The following is a 23,451-nucleotide window of genomic DNA, read 5'->3' as shown; positions in this document are numbered from 1 at the left end:
TTAATCTCCTTTCGCAGGCCAAGCCAAAGTATCGGGCTCACGCCATGAAACTAGCGCCTCAGTGACACCTTCTGCACCAAAATGCTCACCTTGAGTCGGCAAATCCCGATAAGCGTAATCATGCCAACCTGTCACGTCATCACCATAGCGAAAATGCAGACAATAGGCATGCAGATAACACCGATCAGCTGCCTCACCGCCGTATAAATCATCCCCTAAAATGGGTACACCTAAGCTCGCCAAGGCAACTCTTAATTGATGGGTTTTACCTGAGTGGGGTTTAAGCAAATATAAACGCAACCCCTCACCAACACTCAAGGAGAAAAACTGCGTAATCGCTGGATTCTCTTTAGTCCGCAGTAACTTAAACATGCTACGACGCGACTTTGCCATGTCACCAATCACCCAGCCTTGCTTCTTCTTCGGCTTGCCTTTCGCGAGGGCGAGGTAAAATTTCTGCACTTTATGGGTGGTAAACAGCTCAGTAAATTGCTTGGCGGCGACCGCGCTCTTAGCCAGAATCAACAGACCGGACGTGGGTGTATCGAGTCGATGAACAGCAAAAAGCTTAATCCCTAAATCTTGCTCAGCCTGCGCCACCACGCCTGCAGTCCCATCCTGGCTGTGGAAATGCACTTTGGCTGATTTGGAAATAACAATAAAATCAGCCTCATCGGCTATGATTCGATACATGGAGTACTCGACGTTGTAATGCGGATCATCGACTTAAAACTGAATAGTGACGACTAAGCCTGGATGATTATCCGTGAGATTAATTTTGGCATTGTGCCGTGAGAGAATCGCTTTGACCATAGATAATCCTAAACCAGTGCCCTGTAAATGCCGGCTAGGGTCGAGGCGCACTAAACGTTCGAACACTCTTTCTTTACTCTCATCTGGAATACCAGGGCCATTATCACGGATCTGAATTTGTGGGCCTGACTGAATAATCTCAATCCGCGCACCTTGGCCAGAATACTTCATCGCATTATCGACAAGATTATATAAAGCTTGGAATAATAAGTATTTATCACCAAAAACCTTATGATCTGTCAGTAACGATAAACTCAAGGTTTGCTCGTTAGATTCAGCCACAGCATCGGCCATATCCAATAAGTCAGTACACAGTTGCGCTAGGCTTAACTCCTGCAAATCGAGTGTCTGCTGACCTTCTTCGATACGCGTGAGCGACAACATGGCATCAAACGTCGCTAAACAATGATCGAGCTCCTCGGTCAAAATGGCGCAACCTTCGCTAATCTCGTTGCTCGGCTTACTCGCTAACTCTTCAATACCAATACGGATATGTGACAGTGGAGTACGTAAATCATGGGCGATATTATCGGTCGCACCACGCACTGCCATCAGGTTATTTTCGAGAATATCCAGCACATTATTAAACTGCAGCGCCAACATATCGAACTCATCCTGACGCCAACTCAAGGGTAAGCGGGTGTCGTAGTGACCGCGTTCAATCTGTTCACTCAAGCGGTTGTATTGCACTAATCGACGTAAAATCGCCTTAGAAAACAGATAGCCGAGCGCTAAAGTCAACACTACGGTAAGCATGACAGCCGTTGCAGCGGCACTGATAAACTTATCAATTAACGTCGCTAAGTTATCGGTACGGGTCGCAATCAATACTGGGCCGTAGCGGGTCATCACCAGACCGCCAGTAAGAATATGCAGCTTATCCGGGCCACCGGTTAAGATAGGAAAATCCCGCGTTTGCGGCAGCATGGGCATGCCTTCGGGCATAAAGCTCAAGGCACCGACCATATCGTAGCTGTTACGCCAAGCGATCAGGGCCGTTTGTGGATCGGCGGCGCGGATTTGAGCGGCAAAACTACGGCGATCAACCGTTAGGGCAAGTTGCTGATAACGTTGGGTCTCTGACTCTAAATATTGAGTCACTTGATACTGCTGCTCAATAATCAACTGCCGATAGAGGGCAAATAGCAACGCCCCGATGATCACTATCACTAAGGTCGAAAAAACGATTGTGATGCGCCAGGCGCTGCTTTGGTAAGGCTTAATGCCTTTGTCGTAAGCGATAACCCGCTCCCCTCACGGTTTCGATAAGCTCGCCATGGCCTAACTCTTCAAATTTACGGCGTAATTTTGCGATATGCACATCGATGACGTTCGTGCGCGGGTCAAAGTGATAATCCCACACTGCTTCGAACAATAAGGTGCGGCTAATAACTTGATTAGCATGTTCCATCAAATACTTAAGTAACTGAAACTCTTTCGGCTGTAGCATCAACTCCTGCCCGTCTAAAGTGACATTACGGGTCAGTAGCTCCATCTTCAAACCACCAACAACGAGATCAGTTGTCACAGGCACAGATTGGCCACGGTGCATCAGTTTTTCAGCGCGGACTAATAACTCGGAGAAAGCAAACGGCTTAGTCATATAGTCGTCGCCACCTGCCCGCAAGCCTTTTACTCGCTCATCGACATGCGCTAAAGCGGATAAAATCAGCACTGGTGTTTGATTACCCGTTGCCCTTAAGGCGGCCAGCAATTTTAAGCCATCGAGCTGAGGTAACATGCGGTCGAGGATCACGAGATCGTACTGACTACTCGTCGCGAGTGACAGACCTTGATGGCCATCGCTCGCCGTTTCGATATTGTGGCCCTGCTCAAGAAATCCTTTGACGATGTAATCAATCGTCGTCGCATCATCTTCAACTAAAAGTATTTTCATCTGTATGTTGCGCTCCTCAATCTTAAGCACTCGTGTGAGCACTCGATTGACTTAGATATTTCAATCCCACTTGAGTAAAGGTAACGGTCGTAAATTTTCGACATCAAAGGCCAACTTAAACTTACCCGTATCGTCTAGCAGCTTAAGTTCTAAGTAACTGATACCTAAGTCGTGGTCTAACTTTGCTTCGGTTAAGAAGGCTTTATGATCTTTAGTGGCCTTAATGATTAGACCTGAAAAGGTTTGATCTTTTGCCGCGATCATACGCGTTGCCTCAACCTCACCCAGATCATCGGCGCTTACTTTACTCGCCTTTTGTTTCAGTAACTTACCATCACGGGCACGATATTCAAACCGCGTTATAGAGTTTGCTAAAGGATTAATCAACTCAAATTGATAGACTAATTCACCCTCTTGCTCTTCCATATGAAATTCGGCAATCACACCGGAGAACCCTTTTTCAATCTGCTGCATAACGCTCAACGGCGGTACATAGTCTCCACCCGCAAACATCGAATACATGCTCTGAGCCGCCGTTGCGACACCAGATACCAACATGAATCCTAGCAACCATAGTCTCATGGCCCCTCCATATAAATCAGCTAAGTTTGTATCTTATGAGACAATCAGTTAGAAGTCGATGGACCTATTGCGCCTGTATGCAATTCCAAGCTAATCCCTCACAATTTACCACTGGATATAGCATCACACTGTGTCAGCGTTAACTCAGGTTCGGCCATCAATTGATCTAAAATCCAACGTCAACAGAACCTAAATCGCTGATAAGCCAAACACTCAATCATTTTGTGGCTAATGTGTTAAGTCTACCTAATACCAGCTTAAACACCGATGGAAACAAGATTAAGCTTTGATCATCTGAGGATTTTTAAACATGACATTTTCAGTGATAACCCTCAATTTCGCCATTTAGAATCAAGAGGATTGAATTTTAGCGGTTATTTTAGTCTATCTGTGTCATTAAAAAGTGGAATTGGCAAATAAATCGCCCTCGACTAAAGTCAGATAACTTAGTGTCAGGTAACGGTATTTTTAAATCGGAGCGCAAATGAAACCAGTCATACGATGGATAAGCTTAAGCTTGTTATTAATAGCAGCATTAAGCGCTTATGCCTATGGCAGCGCCACCAGTGCATTGGTGTTCATCATCTTAGGTATGCTATTGGAAGGGACATTTTGGATTGGATTACTCGGTAAGCGAAAAACGAAATAAACAGCCTCAGTTAATTTGCAGCTAATGCGTGATTCGCCCTAACGAGCCCAGTGCGAAATCGGCGCAGGCATAGCATGGGCATACCCCTGTTGATAATCGCATCCCAATAAAGTTGCCACATCAATGTGCGTCAAAGTCTCCACACCTTCACAAACAACCTGCATTCCTAATCGCTGTAAATACTCAACTAAGCTCGTCAACATACGCATTGAATGTGAAGAGCGACAAGCTTGCAGCAAAAGGGAACGGTCTAACTTGATGACATCATAGGGCAATACCATCATACGCAAGAAATTACATTCTTGGGTGCCAAAATCATCCAGTACGATGCTGGCTCCTCGTGCCCGTAACATTTCAATCAATTCATGCTGTTTATCATCTAATAAAGTGTGTTCTAACACTTCAAACCAAATTTTGATGCACAGCACTTTTGCTTGAAGCAACAGCATTTGTAATAAATTTTGGTAAGTCACACTGTATGGCATGGGATTTAAATTAATGGACAGTATGCCAACGCCTTGATCGGCCAATCGAGGTAAGTCTTTGATAATCGACCTCAACATCCATATATCAATGTGCAAAGCAGCATTTTTATCTAATAATAAAAAATCAATACCTGTATATGCATGACGCTTGGCATCCCAACGGCGTGCAAGTGCTTCATATCCTATAACGGTTTTATCAACCCCGATAATAGGCTGATAAAAAGGCATAACCACATCAGACATAATGCAGCTTGCAATATCTTCACTCACTTTTTTACGCTTAACTGACAGCATAGATACCTACAGAATATTAATATATCTGACTTATTTTTAACTAAATTGGCACTCGCTTCTATCAGATAAATCCTAAAAACAAAAAATCACTGCACTTTAATTATAGGACTATTCCTATTAACGCATAAAAATCACCCATATAAAATACAGCTAAAATGTTTTTCCAATCTAACAGCAACATCAACCAAAAATGAAATCAAGGCAACTCAATACAAGGTAACTCAATAATAATGCGATTATATTTAGCGCTTTTTGGTATTATTTTTTATAGCTCTCAAGTTTATGCTGCGGCAGAAATAAGCATAGGCACCTTATTTGACTATATGCCTAGCAATAAAACCACTTATTTGAAAAAAATAATGAACATGGGCGATTCAACTGCATTTATTAAAATATCGATTAACGAAATAAAATATGATGAAAATGGCCTGCCCTATGAAGTACCTGAACAAGAGACAGAAAACCGCGCCTTGATAGCTAGCCCGTCTCGCTTAATTATTCCAGCCAAGGGAGTACAAGCAACGAGATTGTTGTTCTTAGATAAAAAAGACACAGAACGTTACTTTAGAGTTCGCTTTGTACCAGTGCAGCCAAAAAACAATGATGGATTTGATGAGCAAAAAACTGAAAAAACGCATGAAGAACTCACTGCCGGAATACAAATACTAACAGGTTATGGGGCATTTTTATTTATCACCCCAGAAGAACCTAAATACTCGACTGAAATAACGGAAGACACAAATAACGCAGAAATAAAAAATAACGGGAATACAACTATTATTTTAGATTTTTTTGAATCATGTAACAAAAAAACCAAAGAGTGTTCCACAGCGACCAAATTGCACATCTTACCCGGTTCAAAAAAACAACTGGTAAAAAATAGTAACGAAAGCTATCACTTTCAATTGATTGAAGGTGATAAAACCAAAAGCATAGTTATTGGTAACTAATGCATCCCTAAAAGGAGACTGTAATGAAAATATGGAAGGCGGCCCCAATAACCTTATTAGTGGCCATGAACTCATTTGCGGCTGAAAAGATTGAACATCAAGTCACTGTGATTGCACAAATTCCGTCAGAGAACTTTTTTGTGCAACCAACAGGCAATGATAACTGGATCAACAGCCAGCAAAAGTTAGCATATAACGCCCATACAAAAAAGCTAGATCAATTAAATAAGCAACTAGAAGTTAAAAGTACTATTGGTGCTATTACGGGTTACTTATCAAACCCAGCCATTATCGCCAGTGGCAATGATAATATTGCACTAACAGTTAAAGTGGGCGGTATTGAACTGAAGACATCTGCGACTGAATTAGTCGATGTCGACAATGCTAAAACGGGTAAAACCCTTGCACTAGAGATCATTCCTACTGCGCCAGCAAGCGGCTATGTAGCAGGTAACTACCAAGGCATGGTCAATATGATTTTCGAATCGGAAGCGCCAATTAAAAAACCATAGAGATTTATTAAGTTAAATTTCAAAAAAGCTCCCGCGAAGGGAGCTTTATTAATTTTCAAGTTAACGACTCATGCTTTTCATTTTTTCGATATGAGGCAACACACTTGTCATCTTTGATCCTGACGATTCTGATCGCAACGCTAATCTTTAGCTCTTGCTCTTTGGCGAATAACACGCCATCGGACTCGCTCAAGCTGCTAAAGCAATATCAAGACTTGCCTGATGGATTTTCTGAGCATTTTTTCAATGCCCCATTAACAGTAAGAATCACCATTGATAATAAATTGCTTGGCGAAGGTGAAATAGTGTTAGGACTCGATACCAGTGTACAACTATTAAAACTTATTGACGTGAGCGAAAGCGATCTTGACGAACGTCAGCAACAATTATGGGTAACACAATTAAACCAAAAACATAAGTTGGGTTTGTGCCCAAAAGGCTGTCAGGGCGGCATATTAGCGATTGAATATAATTTGGAGAACTCTCAATTATCTATTTTAACGGCCAATATCGAAAAACAACCATCAAGCTCGCACTACTATGCCTTGCCTGAACAGGGAAGCTACGGCGCGCTATTTCGACAACAACTCAATTGGAGTCAATCCAATGAGAGCGATTACGCAGGCCGTTATAATTTGCAAGCCCAAGCAAGTTTAGGCCAGTGGACCACACTACTTGAAGGTGAAGTCACTCAAAATAATGAAGAGACACTCAACTCGACTATTCAACAGTTGTATACAGAACGTCAAAACGAAGGACGCTTCTATCGACTCGGGTATTTCTCCCCTTATGCCCAAGGTTTAATTCGTCAGCCCATCATTTATAGCGGCAGCTCACAAGCAGTGATGGGCGTGATGTTGGGTGACTCTAATCAGTTATTGGTCGCTCAAGCCTATGCCAGTGCCACACCCATTTATGTCACTCCGAATCGTGCAGGTGTGGTAGAAATCTACCAAAATGGGCAATTGATCAACTCGCAACAGATTAACGCAGGCTTACAAGCCATTGATACTAAAGTATTACCATCTGGCATATATGAAGTTGAAATTCGGATTCTAGAAGATGGCCAAGTCACTGAACGTCGTCGAGAAATCATTAACAAACCCATTCAATGGCAAAACACTGAAGAGCCCTTTCGGGTGAACTTGTTTGCTGGAGAAAAGTTACAAGAAATAACGAATTGGGATGATGAAAGCAGACGCGGACTCAGCACGGGGGCACTCGCAAACTACTTATTAACACCGGCGATCATCCTTGGCGCTGCAGCTCAATTTATGGATAAAGGTTGGCACTACAGCATTTCGGCTGATTGGGACTGGAACCAACAACTGCGCTTTTTTGGTAATTGGGTGATGAATGAACAACAGGGCAGCGATTTTGATTTGCAAGCAGTTTATAGCTACAGGCAAGGTAGTTTTGTACTCAGCCATCAGCAACAACTCAGCCAATCGCAAAGCAGTGATATTACGAACTCTAATCCCAAAAAGACGAGTGCATCTCTGCAACATAACCTAGGGAGAGGTCACTCTGTTTCGGCCTATTTGTCACATCAATCTGAGCAAGGTCAAGGCATTGACTTAGGTTGGCAGTACAACGGCAAACTCTGGGGACGCCAAATGAGCTGGAGTTTAAATGCGTTCGATCGTCCCGGCAGCATTAACACTTCAGGCCAGCGCGACCAAGGCGGAGCACTTTATTTCAGTATGAACTTAGGCGATCAAACGCGTCGAATGGGTGGTGGCTTAGGCAGCAGAACTTCACGTTCTGGCGGGCAAGAACAGCATGCCTATGTTGATTACCAACAGCAACTAGACTGGTGTGGCATTGAAACCATAGGGATGGGACTAAACACGGATAGCTATGGTGTTGGCGCAACCGCCAATAGCCGCTTTAGCAACAATATTGTTAGCGGGGATGCCTATGCACAGTCATCGTCCTATAACAGTGGCATCACAAGCGGCATAAACCTCGATAGCATGGTTGCACTAGGGCAACAGGGTGAACTCAGCATCTCAGGCCAAAGCCAAAACCACGATGCGGGCATGATAATCGATGTCATGGCTGATACCCCAGACATCCTTTTACAAGCAGAAGATGAGCACGGTGGCAGTGTCACCTTAAAGCCTGGGCGCAACTTAGTGCCAGTGACCGCCTATCGCAGTGGTAGCGTACAGCTCGCCATACAGGACTTTGATGACACACCTTCAGTTATCCAACCGAGCGTATTGCATTACCACCTCAATAAGGGCGGCGTCAGTTACCAACAAATCAGAGTCATGAAGACTGTCACTGTGATTGGCCGCTTAGTGAATCAACAGGGATTGCCGCTTAAAGGCGCACTTATCGCCAACCATGCGGGGCGCAGCTTGAGTGAGGCCGATGGCTTTTTTGCCGTCGAAATGAGTGAACACCATCCGAGCTTGCAAGTGGAGTATCAAGGTATACAAGAGTGCAACCTTGAACTCGATTTACACCGAGTGAAACGTGAACAGAACCTATTGCTATTAGGCAATATCACTTGTAATGCCCAAACATGGGCACAACAAACATTAACAGAGAACCTAGCCAAGTGAATTATCGTTACGCTTTATATGCATTGTTGGGATATTTGCTACTCAGCCCATTAACAGAGGCAGCTACCATTCAGGTTACTGCTGAATATAAACCTGCGCCCTATGATATTAATGGTAGTAAGTTTATTAACACTACACCATGTTCAGTTCCTGAAAATATGACTGGTGATTTCTGGTGTAAAGGCACCGCATCTTTAGAAAATGAGCAAGCAATAAAAATAGAGACGACAATATCATCAAAACTAATTAGTAATGATGGAAAACTAGAACATGCTATTACTTATCAAAAGTTTACTGGCGAAAAAACTGTAGAGCTGACAAAAAAAGGGAGTAGTAAAACACACAAAATGAAATTTAAACTAACGAAAATTGGAGCATCTCAAACCCCGAACTTAATAAAAGAAGCAGGAGAAACCGATAATTTTTGGTTATATTATGTTCAAGGAGATTGCAACTTCAGATTAAATACCTGGGCAAGCAGTAGCATTTTAGATTATTTTTATGACATAAAAAACGCTAACCAACAGTCTGGAGGCATTTGTTACAACAATAAATTTAACCCGAAATTCACATCATCAAAGAATGTCACCCTTCAAAGGATTTATATTGGTTATAAACTGCAACCTCCCGATCCTTTAAAAATGGAAAATGGTACTTATAAAGGCAATATAACCCTGAGCCTTGGACGCAATAAAGATCTCGACTTTGGTGATGCAACCTATTCAGACTCAAACGTAACCATAGAATTTACCTTAAGGGTCACGCATCAACTTAAGTTAGAATTCCCTGCTGGCAGCAATAAAGTAATCTTGCAACCGCCTAAGGGCTGGGCACCATGGATGAACAGCGGAAAAACACCGCCCAACTTAAAGGCTGAATTGCCGTTTAAGTTTTGGTTTAGCGCACCATTTGATGTTTCATTGAGTTATTGCCAATATCAAAACAATGGCCAGTGCCAACTTAAAAACATTAAAAACAGTCACAAAACAAATATAGAAATCAGTTATATAAATGGTATAGGAAAATCAGTGCCGCTATCGACATCAAAGTACCATTTTACAAATACAGATGGGGAATATATCAATGTTGCAAGAAAGCTATTGTTTGAAATTAACAAAACCAACTTAACTGAAATGATGAAATATCCAGGAAGCACTTACCAAGGGGATGTAACTATTATGTTCGAGGCTGAAATCCCTCCATTTTAACATTAAAATAATCCCTGTTGCTGTGCATAATGAAACAATTCACTGTCACTTTTTAAACCGAGTTTTTGCATCGCATTGGTTTTTTGGGTACTTATGGTTTTTACACTGCGGTGTAAATAGCTGGCAACTTGAGTCACTGACATGCCGTTTGCCAGTAAACGTACCACTTCTATTTCTTTCAGTGAAAGTTCAACTGGGATGGTATATTGATTAATACCTTGTTCATTTAATAATTCACGGACAGTTTCGCCAATGTAAACAGAACCTAATAATACTTTTTTAACTGTTTTCTCTAATTCGGCAATGACTGATTTTTTTAATAATAAGCCTTGTATTCCAATCTGTAACAGCGCTTGTAATACACCTAAATTATGTACTTGGGTCAATACTATTATGGGTAAATTTGGATATTTTCGTCTTAGCTGTTTAATCATGGCCATACCGTCGACATTGTCATCATTAGGCATACTAAAGTCTGTGATCAATAAGTCACATTCATGTTGTTCTAATGTACGCCATAATTCGGAAACATTATTTGCTTCAGCAACAATGTCACAACTTGGCTGCATTTCAGCCATCAAACTACGCACGCCAGTGAGTATAATAGGGTGATCGTCGGCAAGGATGATCTTAAAAGCCATATATAACTCCTCGTGATAATGTGAACTTATGGATGCCTTATCTATACTACTTGGCATCGGTGTTTTTTTCGAGACTTAATACACTTTGGTCATAGAGATGAGTGCGACTCAAAAAATGCGTTACCAACTTCTTTGCATCTTCAGTTGCTTATCCCTGCTATGCATGACTTTTATCACTCATGCCGAACAGCCCAAAACCACAACAATTAGAGTAGGCGTACTCGCCAATGGCTGGGGACCTTTTCAACAAATTAATGACCAGATAACAACGGGATTTAGTGTCGAACTCATACAACTGCTCGCCAAAAATCTTAATTACCAAATTGACTGGAAGGTTTATCCCAATTGGATGAGCCTCTATTCTGCTGGCTGTAATGGGGAAGTCGATGTCTTGCTTGACGCTTTTCGTACTGTTGAACGTACTCAATGCCTTATGTTTAGCCGCTCATACTACACCTCCCCCACTGTTGTCGTTATTCGTTACGACAGCCGATTTTTTCGCGATGTGAGTGAATTTGGCCAAGCTCGGATTGCCGTTGAAAAAGGATTCTCGACGGAGAAATTAGTCAAACTGCATTATCCAACCGTAACAGAAGTAACATTTTCTAATACAGAACAAGCACTTTCCTCCGTCATTGATAAAACGACCGATGCCTATATCGGTAATCTTCATGTTGCTAACCAATACATTAGTGCACACCCTGAACTTCTTATCGTTGCCCAAGCCCCCCTGATGATGGAAAACTTACATTTAGGGATCACGAAGAACAATAGCCTGCTTGTAACACAACTCGATAACGCCTTAATGGCTCTGAGTGTAGAAGAGCGCAATGCTCTCGAAGTAACTTGGCTGGGTATGGGTGATCTTCATTTTTTAGGCCACAGTAATTTTCTACTTAGACCCAATGAACGCGAATGGCTGGCAGGTTTACCTTCACTCAGAGTCGGATTTGTAAGTCATTGGATGCCATTCTCTTCGGTTAACAATAAAGGCATCTTGGTTGGTTTACTTGCTGATTATCTTGAACAATTCAGAGAAAAACTAGGGCTTGATTATGCGGCACAAAAAACCAGAACGTGGGATGAAATCCAAACCGCACTCGTTAATCATGAGATTGATCTCGCCATTATTCCAACACGATTGAAAGCACAATATCCAGACTGGCACATGAGCGAAGTGTTTACGTCTTTCCCTATTGTTATAGCCACTGCCCGCAACAGTCCGCGAATCGCGGGGCTGTCAGAACTGAACTTTCAACGCGTGGTCATCACAGATAATCTACTGCTGCCAAGCATTAAAAAAGCCTATCCGAATATCGATGTTGTAGTTTCTGCCAATCCCGACGAAGGTCTGACCTTAGTCGCAAAGGGCAAAGCAGCGGCTTACATAGGTAATTTGGCCGTTGTGACTATGCTTATCGACGACAAATTTGACGATGAATTACGAGTAGCGGCACCAACGCCTTATAAAGATGAACTCGCTGTTGCCGTTCGTGAACCTTATTGGCCACTTATCCCATTAATTAACCGTGTTTTCTCCAGTATGAGTGAGAAAGAAAAACAGCAGATCCGCAATACTTGGCTAGCCGTAAATTACAGTGAAGGCATCTCTTGGCACACTTTACTCAAAACACTACTGCCGATTGCGATAGGTTTACTGCTTTTCATTGGCGGCTTAACCATAGCCTATTTAAAACTCAGGCAAGAAATCAATAAACGGCGCATCGTCGAAAATGCTCTAGCCATCGCAAAAGAAAACGCCGAGCAAGCCACTAAAAGAAAAGCTGAATTTCTCGCAGCCATGAGCCATGAGATCCGCACGCCCATGAATGGACTCGTGGGTATGGCAGAGCAACTCAGCTTTACCCCTCTTGGCATAGAACAAAAACAAATGGTGCAAATCATTAGTAATGGCGCGGAAGAAATCCTCCAAATCATTAATAACATTCTCGATTTTTCTAAAATAGACATGGGAAAAATGCGTCTAGAATCGACACCAATACTATTGCGTGAAGTTCTCGATAGTACGCTTAATATGGTCATGAATGATTTACGTACTAAAGGCTTAAGCCTCTATTTACACGTTGACCAAGGCGTAGCAGCACGGGTAACAGGAGACAGTCTTCGCATAAAGCAAATCCTATTCAATTGGGTAAATAACGCCATTAAATTCACTGAACGCGGGTTTATTGAAGTCTCAGTCAAGCTTGAAGCCGAACAAGAAGGTCAACAATTACTGCTCATTGGCGTACAAGATACGGGTATCGGCATGAACACTGAGACTCAAGCGCGAATATTCAATATTTTTGAGCAAGCTGACGTCTCGACAACACGTAGCTATGGTGGTGCAGGTTTGGGCCTTGCCATTAGCCATACACTCGCCGAAATGATGGGCGGCGACATCATCCTGAATAGCGCCCCTCATTTAGGCACATTTATTGGTTTACGCATTCGGTTACCTGTGGTGGCTCAGAATGAATTTGATGAACAATTGCAGGGATTAAAAGCATATATCGCCATCGGCGATATAAAATTACGTCACACTTTATCTTGGCATTTAGCTTCATTAGGTATTGTATTAACAGAGAATAAAGCCAATGCAGACCTGTTGTTTACTGATAATGCTTCGGATGATCGGCAACACATACTCTGCACTCACTTTAATGAAGCACTGGGTTATAGATATCAAAATGAGCAATGTTTATTGAATGCAAATCCCTTAACATCGCAAGCTGTGAAGGATGTTTGTTACATCAACATGGGGTGGATTGATACTATCGTCTCAACCCCGCAAAGGGATATTCAATTTAAGTTTAACTGGCCAGAATGCAAAATATTATTAGTTGAAGATCATCAACTTAATCAGATATTGGTGCAGCGACAGCTGAAACAGTTACGCCTAACATGTGATATTGCAGATAACGGTGCCCAAGCGCTCGCCCTCATGCAAAAGACTCAATATGACTTAGTGTTATGCGATTGCCGCATGCCAGTGATGGATGGCTACACTTTTTGCCAACAAGTGAGATCGCAGGAAATCGAGGGGCAACATATTCCCATCATCGCACTCACGGCCAACGTGCTAAATGAGCAAAAACAAAAGTGCATGGCAGTTGGGATGGATGACTTACTGGCAAAACCACTGCACTTAGATGAGCTGTATGAAATGCTTTTGAAATGGCTACCGTCTGCAAAACCAGCACTTATCGATATAAAAATATTAGAGGATGCCTTTGGTCGCGAAGAGACATTAAGCAAAATGTTATTAATGTTTAAAACTGAGCTCGAAACCTCACTTCAGGATATTCAACTTAAAACACCTCAACTTGCGGATAAGATCCATAGATGTGCTGGAACTATCAGTATGTTAGGGCTCACATCAATAGCAGAGCACGCTTGGATACTCGAAGAAAAAATGAGGCAACAGGGAAATAATAATGCTGAAGCGGAATTGGCTCAATTTCAAACGACAATAGCCCAATTGATAACTGAGCTAGACGCAATAATGCGAAATCGCACCTAATATGGTGGCAGGTTTACTCAAAGTTATCATGGTGGACTAAGCTATTCCAAAATATGAATTTGTTCTGATTTGAGTGCCACTGTGGTTTGCATCCCCTTAGTAAGAGCAAGCTTTTGGGCAAAATGCAGCGAGACTTCAGTGTTAAGTTGTAACGAAGTGCCAGTGACGTAGCAGATAAGCCGAACAGATTCGCCCATCACCAGCATAGCGTCGATCGTGACATCTAATTTATTAAAACTGCGGCATAAACGCCCTTTGGATATCGAATTAAAACGAATACCTTGATTGGGGATAACCCAACGGACTCGACTTCCCACAGGGCGATCTTTGCCATAGTCGCAGGCAATTAGCTGCTCACCAAATTTAAGCCAAGTGAGATTTTTAGTGCTGTCTTGAAATACCACTTCACCATCAAAAATATTTCTTAGCCCCATCTGCCTAGCCACAGCTTCATTTCGTGGCCGCGATAACACCTCGAAAGGTGCACCTTGCTGTAGCATCTTGCCTTGGCTGATCAAAATCATCGAATCAGCCAGCAGCAAGGCTTCATTTAAGTCATGGGTGACCATAATAACTGGGCAAAGTAACTGCTCTTTGAGGCGCGCAAGTTCAAGGTATAAACGCTCGCGAGTTTCCCTGTCCACCGCAGAAAAAGGCTCATCCAGCAACAAAACCGACGGTTCACGGGCAAGCGCTCTGGCAAGCGCAACGCGCTGGCGCTGGCCGCCCGATAAATGCGCCGGTAATCTATCGGGTAATCCCTGTAGATTGACCCGTTCGAGCCAATCTTTCGCGCGCGGTATGCGCTCCGATTTGGGGATATGGTCAAGTCCAGCGACTACGTTTTCTAAGGCAGTGAGATTCGGAAATAAGCCAAAATGCTGCGGCATATAACCGATATGGCGTTGCTGCGGGCTTAAGGCGATACGCGCTTTATCATCAAACCAAGGCCGATCGCCAAAGTGGATTTGTCCCGTATCGGGATGATTTAACCCAGCGATCATCCGTAGCAGCGTGGTTTTTCCACCGCCAGACGGCCCGACCACAGCAAGTACTTCACCCGCTTTACAGCGAAAATCGGCGTTGAGTTTAATGTGTTTATGATTTTGGATCTGACACTGCAGATCAGCGATGATTTGCGCCACGCTGACCTCCTAAACGCCGCGATAGACTGGTTGTTAGTGCTAACGCCGTCACGGCAAACAGCAATAAGACTAATGACATAGTGCCAGCGGCATTAAAATCGAATGATTGCACACTGTCATAAATTGCAATCGAAATCGTCTTGGTCTCGCCAGCAATATTGCCGCCCATCATCAGCACAACGCCAAACTCCCCAAGCACATGGGAGAAGCACAGAACTAATGCCGTTAGCACACCCGGCCACACCATAGGCAATTCAATTTTAAGTAGAATTTTAAGTCGACTCATGCCGCAACAAGCGGCTGCGTCGCGAACATCATTAGGTACAGTTTCAAAGGCGCGTTGTATCGGCTGCACAGCGAAGGGAATATTGACTAAAACGGAGGCGATAACCAGACCTGAAAAGTGAAACACGAGTTGCTGACCCATGACTTGCTCAATCCATTGTCCGAGCCAACTTTGACTGCCAAGCCCCACCAGCAAGTAATAACCAATCACAGTTGGCGGTAATACTAAGGGCACCATGATCAGCGCCTCGACCCAAGATTTGCCGACAAATTGACGATAGGCTAATGCTCGTCCAGCCAAAATAGCTAAAGGAATCAACACTAAAACTGTGATGCCACTCAGCTTGACCGATAACCAAAGTGCCTGCCAATCCATCATGGTTGCTCTGGCAATGAAAAACCATAATCGGCCAAAACACGACGAGCACTATCGGCTCTTAAATAATCGTAAAAATGCTGAGCTGTTTCACCCGCCTTGGCCATTAATGCCATACGCTGAAACAGTGGGCTATGCATTTTTGCTGGCACTATGGCGTAATCACTATGTTTGGCAAAAGTAGGAGACATAGCTAAAGAGAGCGCAATAATCCCGCCCTGGGTTGAACCACTAATCGCAAACTGCCCTGCTTGGGACACATTTTCCCCAAGGATCAATTTAGGTTGAATCGCATCCCACAACTGCACAAACTGCAATGCTTCTTTGGCCTTTTCGCCATAGGGAGCGTGATCAGGATTAGCAATAGCAAAACGGGTAATTTTTCCTGCAGCGAGGGCTTCGGCTAACCCCTTAAGTTCAGGATCAACGGACAAACGACCTGTTTTAGGTACAACGATGGCGAGTTGCCCTTGGGCATAAAGCACGCCAGCATCAAGGGCGATGCCTGCGCGATGCAATTGCTGAATATATTTTTCATCCGCAGATAAAAATAATTCATAGGGCGCACCGTTTTGGATTTGAGTAGCAAAATTGCCCGATGACCCATAGGATATTTTTACTTTTAGCCCAGTTTCATTGGTAAATTTTTGGCTAATATCATCGAGGGCAAAACGTAAATCTGAGGCAGCGGCAATTGCGGGAATCGCTGTATTATCCGCCGCTCGACTGAACGATGGCGCGACCGCCAAGCACCAGAGTAATGCAAAAACACAGGTATGGAAGAAACGGGTCAAACTCTGCATTGGGTCACCTTAGTGCAATATTCGCGCGGGTCTTAAACTGGCAAGCTGCGTTGCGACTACGAGTATCTCTGCCACGCGACTAGTCTTTGTGTTGCCATAGCTTAGCCGCTTGTTCATCGGCATCTTTCGCTTCAACCCAACTTTTACCTTGCTCGCCCGCTTCTAATTTCCAGAATGGCGCTTTGGTTTTTAAAAAGTCGATTAAGAATTCACAGGCAGCAAAAGCGGCCTTGCGATGGGCGCTGGTTACGCCGATAAACACAATCTGCTCACCCAGAGCCATAGTACCGACACGGTGAATAACCGTCACTTTATTGAGCGGCCAGCGGCTACGCGCCTCGGCAACGATTTGTTCTAACACGGCTTCGGTCATACCCGGATAGTGCTCTAAGGTTAAGTCTGTCACCGCGGTACCATCGTTAAAATCACGCACTTTGCCGACAAAAGTGACTACGGCACCATCGCTATCATCTTGAGCTAGCTGGCGATATTCGTCAGAAACACTAAAATCGACCTCTTGCACTCGAACTGCGGGTAATAAACGCATATTAACCTCCTGTAACCGGTGGGAAAAAGGCGACTTCATCACCATCGTTTACAGGCGTATCCCATTGACTAATGGTCTGATTTACCGCCACCAGCAATTTGTCAGAGGTTAATACTTTAGCCCATTTGTCGTCGGTTGCCGCCAGCGTTGCCCGTAACGCTTCGGCAGTTTGAGTCTGCTCGCTCGCCTCTAGACTTAATTTAGCTGTGCCCAATAATTCTCGAACTTGAGCAAAAAACAACACGTTAATCATAGTCTTATCTCGTTTTTGATCCGCTAAACCTTAAAGTGTCCCGACTTGCCGCCACGCTTTTCCAACAGACGGACTTGGGAGATCACCATATCTTTTTGCACGGCCTTGCACATGTCATAGATAGTTAACGCCGCCACTGAAGCTGCTGTTAACGCTTCCATCTCTACGCCCGTTTTGCCGGATAACTTGCACAGGCTAGTAATACGCACGCGGTTATGTTCAGGTTGTGCCTCTAAATCGACTTCAACTTTCGTTAGCATCAGCGGATGGCAGAGAGGGATAAGGTCTGAGGTTTTTTTCGCGGCTTGAATGCCCGCAATACGCGCGGTCGCAAACACATCACCCTTGTGGTGGCTACCACTCATGATCATCTCGAGTGTCGTGCTCGCCATCTCGATAAAAGCTTCTGCACGGGCTTCGCGCTCGGTAACGGCTTTTTCAGTTACATCGACCATATGGGCATTGCCATCGGCATTAATATGGGTAAATACATTGCTCATCGGAGCGATCCTTTAATTGAGGTCAAAACAGGGTACAAGGGAAATTGAGCTTATACTCGCGCTAAATTGGCTATGGCAACAGACCTAAAATCAGGTCTAGCCGCCAATAGAGGCAAGATGCTGAGTGACACCTGTGATGCCTTGATGCAAGTAATGGGTTTCTTTCTTCTGGGCTAATTGACCGTGCAGACGCTCAATTAATTCCGCTTGCTGGTTAGAATGCTGTAGCAGATCACGTAAATCGACACCGGATTCCGTAAAGAGGCACAAGTGCAATTTACCCTTAGCAGATACCCGTAAACGGTTACAGGTAGCACAAAAATTATTGGCATAGGGCATGATCAAGCCGATACGGCCCTGATAATCGCTGCGGCTGAAATTTTGGGCTGGACCATCGGAGGCACTTGGCGTATCTAATTGCCAGCCATCTGCCAGTAACTGTGCTTTGATGTCGGCGCCCGCGAGGTGATGGGCTTCAAAATACTCACGACCAAGACCCGTTTCCATCAGCTCGATAAAACGCAGGTCGATTGGCGTGTGTTTAATCCAGTGTAAAAAACGTGGCAAATCTTTATCGTTTAAACCTTTAAGCAGTACGGCATTGATTTTTACTCGCTCGAAACCTGCTGACAAGGCGGCATCAACCCCCCGCATCACTTCATCAAACTTATTTTCGCCGGTGATCTGGTAAAACATTTTGGGATCTAAACTATCCACGGACACATTGATACGACGCAAGCCAGCATCGAACCATTCTTTGGCATGCTTTTCGAGTCGATATCCATTAGTGGTCGTCGCAATAGTATGAATACGCGGGTTATCAGCGACGACACGAATGATGTCGGTAAAGTCTTTACGCAGGGTAGGTTCACCGCCTGTAATGCGGATTTTTTGGGTGCCGACTTGGCTAAATGCGGAGACTAAGTTTTCTATCTCATTGAGAGATAAGAATTTTGGTTTACCTTCAGGATGATAACCATCAGGGAGGCAGTAACTGCATTTGAAGTTACAAACGTCAGTGACTGACATCCGTAAATAGTGAAATTTTCGACCAAAGCTGTCTTGTAATTGAGACATGATCACCTTTCCAAGTGTGGGAGGTGAGAGCATTTCTTATCCCACCCCGGTGGCATTATTACCACGGCTACACCTCCATATCTTTCGACTTAGGCAGGCAAGCTCGGAGAACCGTCGTCGGTGATTATAGGCCGAAAGTACTCACTAGCTATACCCCTAAACAGGTATTTATTAACCTAGATCACGCTAGCGTGAATAATCTGTGACAGTCCTCACCTAAAGATTTGTATTGAATTAGACTAAACAGCAGCTTAATCCACTGTGACCTTATCTTATTTTCAGGTAAGGTGGTGCAAGCAATAAAACGCCCGTTTACAAACTACAACACTCGATAAAAATCGGGGAAACGTGAAGGAAGAGGTGAACTGATGGAACGCGAATCAATGGAATTCGATGTTGTTATCGTCGGTGCTGGTCCAGCTGGCTTGGCCACGGCATGTCGATTAATGCAAATATCACAGGATTCAGGTAAAGAAATTACCGTCTGTGTGGTAGAAAAAGGCTCAGAAGTGGGCGCGCATATTCTGTCAGGCGCAGTGTTCGAGACAAAAGTGCTAGACGAGCTATTCAGCGACTGGCGCGAAAAAGATGCCCCAATAAAAACCGCTGTCACCCACGACGAAATCTACCTACTCAGCTCAGCCACCGACGGCAGAGTCATGCCTAATGCTTTTGTGCCAAAAACCATGCACAACGACGGCAATTTTATTATCAGCGTCGGTAATCTGTCCCGCTGGCTTGCCAATCGCGCAGAAGAACTCGGTGTCGAAATATTCCCCGGCTTTGCCGCCAGTGAACTGCTATTTAACGCCGATAACAGCGTTAAAGGTATTTTGATTGGTGATATGGGAGTGGGTGCCGATGGCGAACCCAAAGACAGCTTTATGCCAGGCATGGAGTTGCACGCTAAATATACCGTTTTCTCCGAAGGTTGCCGCGGCCACTTAGGCAAGCAACTTATCGAAAAATACCATTTAGATAATGGTAAAACACCACAGCATTACGGTTTAGGCTTCAAAGAAATTTGGAAAGTCCCCGCCGAGCAACACGAACAAGGCAAAGTCGTTCACACAGGTGGCTGGCCATTAACCGAGGGCTCATCGGGTGGCGGCTTCCTTTATCACATGGAAGATAATCAAATTGCGGTCGGCCTTATTATTGATTTGAACTACAAAAATCCGCATCTGAGCCCATTTGACGAATTCCAGCGCTATAAAACCCACCCTGTGATTGCTAAGTATTTAACTGGTGGCGAACGCCTTAGTTATGGCGCCCGCGCGATTACTAAAGGCGGCTTAAACTCGCTACCTAAGATGAGTTTTCCTGGCGGTCTTATCATAGGCTGCAACGCGGGTACGTTGAACTTTGCGAAAATCAAAGGCTCTCACACTGCGATGAAGAGCGGAATTGTTGCAGCAGAAACCTTAGGTAAAGCCATGATGGCTGGGGTTGAAGGCGGTAAAGATCTCGACTGTTACCAAACCCACCTTGAAGAAAGCTGGCTATACGAAGAATTGCATAAATCCCGCAACTTTGGTCCAGCGATGCACAAATTTGGTACCTATTTAGGCGGCGCATTCAACTATATAGATCAAAACTGGTTTGGCGGAAAGTTCCCTATCACACTGCGTGATGAGCACCCAGACTATGCGCAAATGGCACCTGTGAGCGCTTACAGCAAGATTGATTATCCAAAACCCGATGGCAAGCTTAGCTTCGATAAACTGTCCTCAGTGTATCTGTCGAGCACTTATCATGAGGAAGATCAGCCCTGCCATTTACGTCTCAAGGACAGCAGCATTCCACTGGGCATTAACTTGACTCAGTTTAATGAGCCAGCACAGCGTTACTGCCCAGCCGGCGTGTATGAAATCGTCGAAGAGGCGGGTCAACCCAAGTTTGTAATCAATGCGCAAAACTGCATTCATTGCAAAACCTGCGACATTAAAGATCCGAGCCAAAACATCACTTGGGTTACACCGGAAGGTGGTGGTGGTCCAAACTACCCCAACATGTAACATTTGGATGATAAATGTAAATAATGGCGCTCAATGGAGCGCCTTTTTTTCACCTTTTACACGAATAGTTCACTTTTTTTGCTTGCCCTTACTCGCGACATTGGCCACAATTGCCACACAAAAAAGAGTTCGTTTTCAATCACCATCTCATTTCCATCTATACTCTACATAATTAGATCTACAGCAAGACCAACAGGTTAGGCCAAATAAGTGTTCTATACGCTGTTTTATTCGGCAACCGGCCTAGACTAAGGTTAACTTTTAACATTTCTGTCCGATAATCTTTTACCGTACAAGAGTGCGTTGACCGATAACTCAAAATAGTCCAACACAGGCATATTGATATTTATGATATTTAATAACCTCACCATTAAGCAGAAAATTCTGTTAACAGTGACATTTGCAGTACTGTTGTCGACCATACTCGTCGGCGTATTAAGCCAACGTAGCGCGAAAAATGTCGTACAACAAAGGATGTTAGGCTCGGAATTACCGAGCTTAATGATGCAAATTCGCAATAAGATCGATCTCGACATTTCCACTTTGATGAATGCTGCAGAGCAATTGGCCAGTAGCCGCATGTTACTGCAATGGCTCGAAGACGGTAGACCACAGGCCCAAGAACCCCAAGTCGTAGCCCAACTCAAAGACATCACTCGTCAGTATAAGCTAGCGCAAGCTTCCTACGCTGATAGACAAACTGCCGCCTACTACACTCAGGATGGTTTTCTGCGAGTGCTCACTCCTGCGCAGGATGGCTGGTTTTTTGGTTACCGAGACAGTGGCCAAGAACGTATGTTGAACGTATTTACTGAGGCCAACGGCGAAGTCAAACTCTTCATTAACTACCAACAACCCAATGGTCGCGGCTTAGTCGGGCTCGCTAAATCACTCGATGACATGGTGCGTTTGCTGAGCTCGTTTAAAATTGAAGAAACTGGTTTAGTCTACTTAGTGGATGCTAAAGGTGAGGTAAAACTCCACCCAGATACGAGCCAAATTGGTAAGAGCAGCCTAAGCAACTTATACAAGGATGCGAGTTCAAGCTCATTATTAAACCGCAGTGATTTCAATCTGATCAATACCAAAATCAATGGCGAAAACATGCTGGTTGCCAGTAGTTATATCGCATCTATGGATTGGTACTTAGTCGCACAGGTGCCAGAGGCCGAAGTGTTCGCACTATTAACCGAAGCGGCTTATCAGATCTTAATCTGGACGCTGATAATTGCAGCGGGCTTTATTGTACTCGCCATCGTGGTGGCAGGTTCTGTGAGTCGTCCTATTGCCCAAGTTGCCGCCATGTTCCACGACATAGGCGAAGGTGAAGGTGACTTACGCCAACGTCTACCTGTCAATGGTGAAGATGAAATTGCACAGCTCGCCAAGGGATTTAACAGCTTTATCAGCAAGATCCAAGATTCAGTCATCGAAGTGGCACAAACCAGCGAACAGCTCGGTTTCTCGGCTAAGGATGTGTCGAATCAGGCACAGCAAACCTTAGAAGACAGCCACGAGCAGAAAGATCGCACTATGATGGTGGTAACGGCCATTAATGAAATGGGCGCGACGGTTAACGAAATTGCCAGTAATGCCGCCCAAGCTGCGGTTGCCGCCAGAGATGCTGATACTGAAGCCAGCAGCGGCCAAGTTGTGGTAACCCGTGCCCGCGATACCATTAACCAATTGTCGAAAGACGTTGGCCAAGTGGGTGAAGTGATTGAGTCCCTCGCGACCCACACTAAATCCATCGGTGGTATTTTAGATGTGATCCGCGCTATCTCTGAGCAGACTAACTTGTTAGCACTTAACGCGGCCATTGAAGCAGCACGTGCCGGCGAAGCTGGACGCGGATTTGCTGTCGTGGCCGATGAAGTACGTAACTTAGCCTCACGCACAGCAGCATCGACCAATGAAGTGCAAGGCATGATCGACAAGCTGCAATCGGAAGCCAGCCGCGCGGTTAATGCGATGGCCCAGAGTCGTACCCGCTCCCACGAAGGCGTTGTAGCCGTCGATGAAGCCAGCAAATCGTTAATTGGCATTAGCGATCGCATTGGTCTTATCAGCGACATGAACATCCAAGTTGCTGCGGCAACGGAAGAACAATCTACAGTTGTGGAGGACATCAACCGTAACGTCACTGAAATCAATGACATTACTCAACGTACTGCCAATACTGCACAAGCGGCGGCACAGGCGAGTTTAGCCTTGAATCAACTGTCACACCGCTTAGATACCTTAGTGGCCAAGTTTAAGGTGTAAGACCTTAAAACTTACGCCATAAAAAACGCCTTAGATGTTTCCATCTAAGGCGTTT

Annotated in this window: 21 protein-coding genes and 1 riboswitch; of the genes, 8 read left to right on the top strand and 13 right to left on the bottom strand. The window is 44.4% G+C overall.

From position 1 onward, the window contains the following. The 4 genes from HGO26_RS16025 to HGO26_RS16010 are packed head-to-tail and all read right to left on the bottom strand — an operon-like array spanning window position 1 to window position 3,292. Complete coding sequence (locus HGO26_RS16025; protein WP_168826439.1) at window positions 1-693, bottom strand: TIGR01621 family pseudouridine synthase; 693 nt, start codon at window positions 691-693, stop codon at window positions 1-3. Between the two features lie 33 nt (window positions 694-726). Further along, entirely contained in the window at window positions 727-1,983 is a 1,257-nt protein-coding gene (locus tag HGO26_RS16020) for a sensor histidine kinase (RefSeq protein WP_105251097.1), read from the bottom strand. 49 nt (window positions 1,984-2,032) lie between these two features. Further along, window positions 2,033-2,710 carry a response regulator transcription factor gene (locus tag HGO26_RS16015; protein ID WP_006079763.1) on the bottom strand — a complete coding sequence of 226 codons (678 nt, stop codon included), beginning with the start codon at window positions 2,708-2,710 and terminating at the stop codon, window positions 2,033-2,035. 60 nt (window positions 2,711-2,770) lie between these two features. After that, window positions 2,771-3,292 (bottom strand): tudor domain-containing protein, encoded by a 522-nt coding sequence (locus HGO26_RS16010; RefSeq protein WP_131524044.1) that lies wholly within the window; start codon window positions 3,290-3,292, stop codon window positions 2,771-2,773. Between the two features lie 484 nt (window positions 3,293-3,776). On the opposite strand from HGO26_RS16010, the gene HGO26_RS16005 reads away from it, so the two are divergent. Beyond that, complete coding sequence (locus HGO26_RS16005; RefSeq protein WP_105251095.1) at window positions 3,777-3,941, top strand: hypothetical protein; 165 nt, start codon at window positions 3,777-3,779, stop codon at window positions 3,939-3,941. 38 nt (window positions 3,942-3,979) lie between these two features. On the opposite strand, the gene HGO26_RS16000 is transcribed toward HGO26_RS16005, so the two are convergent. Beyond that, on the bottom strand, window positions 3,980-4,696 hold the full coding sequence (locus HGO26_RS16000) for an EAL domain-containing protein (protein ID WP_306684255.1): 717 nt from the start codon (window positions 4,694-4,696) through the stop codon (window positions 3,980-3,982). Between the two features lie 254 nt (window positions 4,697-4,950). Here HGO26_RS16000 and HGO26_RS15995 point away from each other — a divergent pair, with 254 nt between their 5' ends. From HGO26_RS15995 to HGO26_RS15980, 4 genes are all read left to right on the top strand, one after another. Then, window positions 4,951-5,670 (top strand): fimbrial biogenesis chaperone, encoded by a 720-nt coding sequence (locus HGO26_RS15995; RefSeq protein ID WP_211085937.1) that lies wholly within the window; start codon window positions 4,951-4,953, stop codon window positions 5,668-5,670. A 23-nt stretch (window positions 5,671-5,693) separates the two neighbouring features. Further along, the gene (locus tag HGO26_RS15990) at window positions 5,694-6,182 is read left to right on the top strand and encodes a CS1 type fimbrial major subunit (protein ID WP_168826436.1); all 489 of its coding nucleotides are present in this window, start codon (window positions 5,694-5,696) and stop codon (window positions 6,180-6,182) included. Window positions 6,183-6,286: 104 nt separating this feature from the next. Then, window positions 6,287-8,755 (top strand): fimbrial biogenesis outer membrane usher protein, encoded by a 2,469-nt coding sequence (locus tag HGO26_RS15985; RefSeq protein ID WP_168826434.1) that lies wholly within the window; start codon window positions 6,287-6,289, stop codon window positions 8,753-8,755. Beyond that, window positions 8,716-9,963: a hypothetical protein gene (locus HGO26_RS15980; RefSeq protein ID WP_168826432.1), complete on the top strand. Its 1,248-nt coding sequence runs from the start codon at window positions 8,716-8,718 to the stop codon at window positions 9,961-9,963. Before HGO26_RS15985 ends, HGO26_RS15980 begins: the two co-directional genes overlap by 40 nt. Before the next feature lie 2 nt (window positions 9,964-9,965). On the opposite strand, the gene HGO26_RS15975 is transcribed toward HGO26_RS15980, so the two are convergent. Beyond that, window positions 9,966-10,604, bottom strand: coding sequence for a response regulator (locus tag HGO26_RS15975; protein WP_168826430.1), 639 nt, complete (start codon window positions 10,602-10,604; stop codon window positions 9,966-9,968). A 97-nt stretch (window positions 10,605-10,701) separates the two neighbouring features. Here HGO26_RS15975 and HGO26_RS15970 point away from each other — a divergent pair, with 97 nt between their 5' ends. After that, on the top strand, window positions 10,702-14,127 hold the full coding sequence (locus HGO26_RS15970) for a response regulator (RefSeq protein WP_168826428.1): 3,426 nt from the start codon (window positions 10,702-10,704) through the stop codon (window positions 14,125-14,127). Window positions 14,128-14,168: 41 nt separating this feature from the next. Here HGO26_RS15970 and HGO26_RS15965 read toward each other — a convergent pair whose 3' ends face one another. The 7 genes from HGO26_RS15965 to moaA all read right to left on the bottom strand — a co-directional run bounded on the left by HGO26_RS15965 (window position 14,169) and on the right by moaA (window position 19,113). Then, on the bottom strand, window positions 14,169-15,272 hold the full coding sequence (locus tag HGO26_RS15965) for an ATP-binding cassette domain-containing protein (RefSeq protein WP_168826427.1): 1,104 nt from the start codon (window positions 15,270-15,272) through the stop codon (window positions 14,169-14,171). Then, complete coding sequence (gene modB, locus HGO26_RS15960) at window positions 15,253-15,933, bottom strand: molybdate ABC transporter permease subunit (RefSeq protein ID WP_105251087.1); 681 nt, start codon at window positions 15,931-15,933, stop codon at window positions 15,253-15,255. Before modB ends, HGO26_RS15965 begins: the two co-directional genes overlap by 20 nt. Beyond that, a complete protein-coding gene (gene modA, locus HGO26_RS15955; RefSeq protein ID WP_168826425.1) occupies window positions 15,933-16,736 on the bottom strand; it encodes a molybdate ABC transporter substrate-binding protein in 804 nt (267 codons plus the stop codon). Before modA ends, modB begins: the two co-directional genes overlap by 1 nt. A gap of 79 nt (window positions 16,737-16,815) precedes the next feature. Next, window positions 16,816-17,283: a molybdopterin synthase catalytic subunit MoaE gene (moaE, locus tag HGO26_RS15950; protein WP_168826423.1), complete on the bottom strand. Its 468-nt coding sequence runs from the start codon at window positions 17,281-17,283 to the stop codon at window positions 16,816-16,818. A 1-nt stretch (window position 17,284) separates the two neighbouring features. Next, on the bottom strand, window positions 17,285-17,536 hold the full coding sequence (moaD, locus tag HGO26_RS15945; protein ID WP_006079756.1) for a molybdopterin synthase sulfur carrier subunit: 252 nt from the start codon (window positions 17,534-17,536) through the stop codon (window positions 17,285-17,287). A 23-nt stretch (window positions 17,537-17,559) separates the two neighbouring features. Continuing rightward, complete coding sequence (gene moaC / locus HGO26_RS15940) at window positions 17,560-18,036, bottom strand: cyclic pyranopterin monophosphate synthase MoaC (RefSeq protein WP_006079755.1); 477 nt, start codon at window positions 18,034-18,036, stop codon at window positions 17,560-17,562. Window positions 18,037-18,132: 96 nt separating this feature from the next. Next, window positions 18,133-19,113, bottom strand: coding sequence for a GTP 3',8-cyclase MoaA (moaA, locus tag HGO26_RS15935; protein WP_168826421.1), 981 nt, complete (start codon window positions 19,111-19,113; stop codon window positions 18,133-18,135). Further along, a riboswitch (molybdenum cofactor riboswitch) is annotated at window positions 19,101-19,234 on the bottom strand. (Overlaps the previous gene by 13 nt.) Before the next feature lie 247 nt (window positions 19,235-19,481). On the opposite strand from moaA, the gene HGO26_RS15930 reads away from it, so the two are divergent. Both HGO26_RS15930 and HGO26_RS15925 read left to right on the top strand, forming a co-directional pair. Further along, the gene (locus HGO26_RS15930; RefSeq protein WP_168826419.1) at window positions 19,482-21,131 is read left to right on the top strand and encodes an electron transfer flavoprotein-ubiquinone oxidoreductase; all 1,650 of its coding nucleotides are present in this window, start codon (window positions 19,482-19,484) and stop codon (window positions 21,129-21,131) included. A 348-nt stretch (window positions 21,132-21,479) separates the two neighbouring features. Then, the gene (locus tag HGO26_RS15925; protein ID WP_168826417.1) at window positions 21,480-23,396 is read left to right on the top strand and encodes a methyl-accepting chemotaxis protein; all 1,917 of its coding nucleotides are present in this window, start codon (window positions 21,480-21,482) and stop codon (window positions 23,394-23,396) included. Window positions 23,397-23,451 lie beyond the last annotated feature (55 nt).

The organism is Shewanella oncorhynchi, assembly GCF_012584455.1.
Taxonomy (GTDB): domain Bacteria; phylum Pseudomonadota; class Gammaproteobacteria; order Enterobacterales; family Shewanellaceae; genus Shewanella; species Shewanella oncorhynchi.
Note: the sequence above shows the minus strand (reverse complement) of the source record. Positions and strands in the feature narration are given on the sequence as shown.

Bases quoted from the DNA above. Each gene is read 5' to 3' on its own strand.
- modA (WP_168826425.1), bottom strand. From the start codon at position 16,736: ATGCAGAGTTTGACCCGTTTCTTCCATACCTGTGTTTTTGCATTACTC.
- HGO26_RS16015 (WP_006079763.1), bottom strand. From the start codon at position 2,710: ATGAAAATACTTTTAGTTGAAGATGATGCGACGACGATTGATTACATC.
- HGO26_RS15925 (WP_168826417.1), top strand. From the start codon at position 21,480: ATGATATTTAATAACCTCACCATTAAGCAGAAAATTCTGTTAACAGTG.
- HGO26_RS15930 (WP_168826419.1), top strand. From the start codon at position 19,482: ATGGAACGCGAATCAATGGAATTCGATGTTGTTATCGTCGGTGCTGGT.
- HGO26_RS16025 (WP_168826439.1), bottom strand. From the start codon at position 693: ATGTATCGAATCATAGCCGATGAGGCTGATTTTATTGTTATTTCCAAA.
- HGO26_RS15970 (WP_168826428.1), top strand. From the start codon at position 10,702: ATGAGTGCGACTCAAAAAATGCGTTACCAACTTCTTTGCATCTTCAGT.
- HGO26_RS16010 (WP_131524044.1), bottom strand. From the start codon at position 3,292: ATGAGACTATGGTTGCTAGGATTCATGTTGGTATCTGGTGTCGCAACG.
- HGO26_RS15990 (WP_168826436.1), top strand. From the start codon at position 5,694: ATGAAAATATGGAAGGCGGCCCCAATAACCTTATTAGTGGCCATGAAC.
- moaD (WP_006079756.1), bottom strand. From the start codon at position 17,536: ATGATTAACGTGTTGTTTTTTGCTCAAGTTCGAGAATTATTGGGCACA.
- HGO26_RS15980 (WP_168826432.1), top strand. From the start codon at position 8,716: ATGGGCACAACAAACATTAACAGAGAACCTAGCCAAGTGAATTATCGT.
- moaE (WP_168826423.1), bottom strand. From the start codon at position 17,283: ATGCGTTTATTACCCGCAGTTCGAGTGCAAGAGGTCGATTTTAGTGTT.
- moaC (WP_006079755.1), bottom strand. From the start codon at position 18,036: ATGAGCAATGTATTTACCCATATTAATGCCGATGGCAATGCCCATATG.
- HGO26_RS16005 (WP_105251095.1), top strand. From the start codon at position 3,777: ATGAAACCAGTCATACGATGGATAAGCTTAAGCTTGTTATTAATAGCA.
- HGO26_RS15995 (WP_211085937.1), top strand. From the start codon at position 4,951: ATGCGATTATATTTAGCGCTTTTTGGTATTATTTTTTATAGCTCTCAA.
- moaA (WP_168826421.1), bottom strand. From the start codon at position 19,113: ATGTCTCAATTACAAGACAGCTTTGGTCGAAAATTTCACTATTTACGG.
- modB (WP_105251087.1), bottom strand. From the start codon at position 15,933: ATGGATTGGCAGGCACTTTGGTTATCGGTCAAGCTGAGTGGCATCACA.
- HGO26_RS15975 (WP_168826430.1), bottom strand. From the start codon at position 10,604: ATGGCTTTTAAGATCATCCTTGCCGACGATCACCCTATTATACTCACT.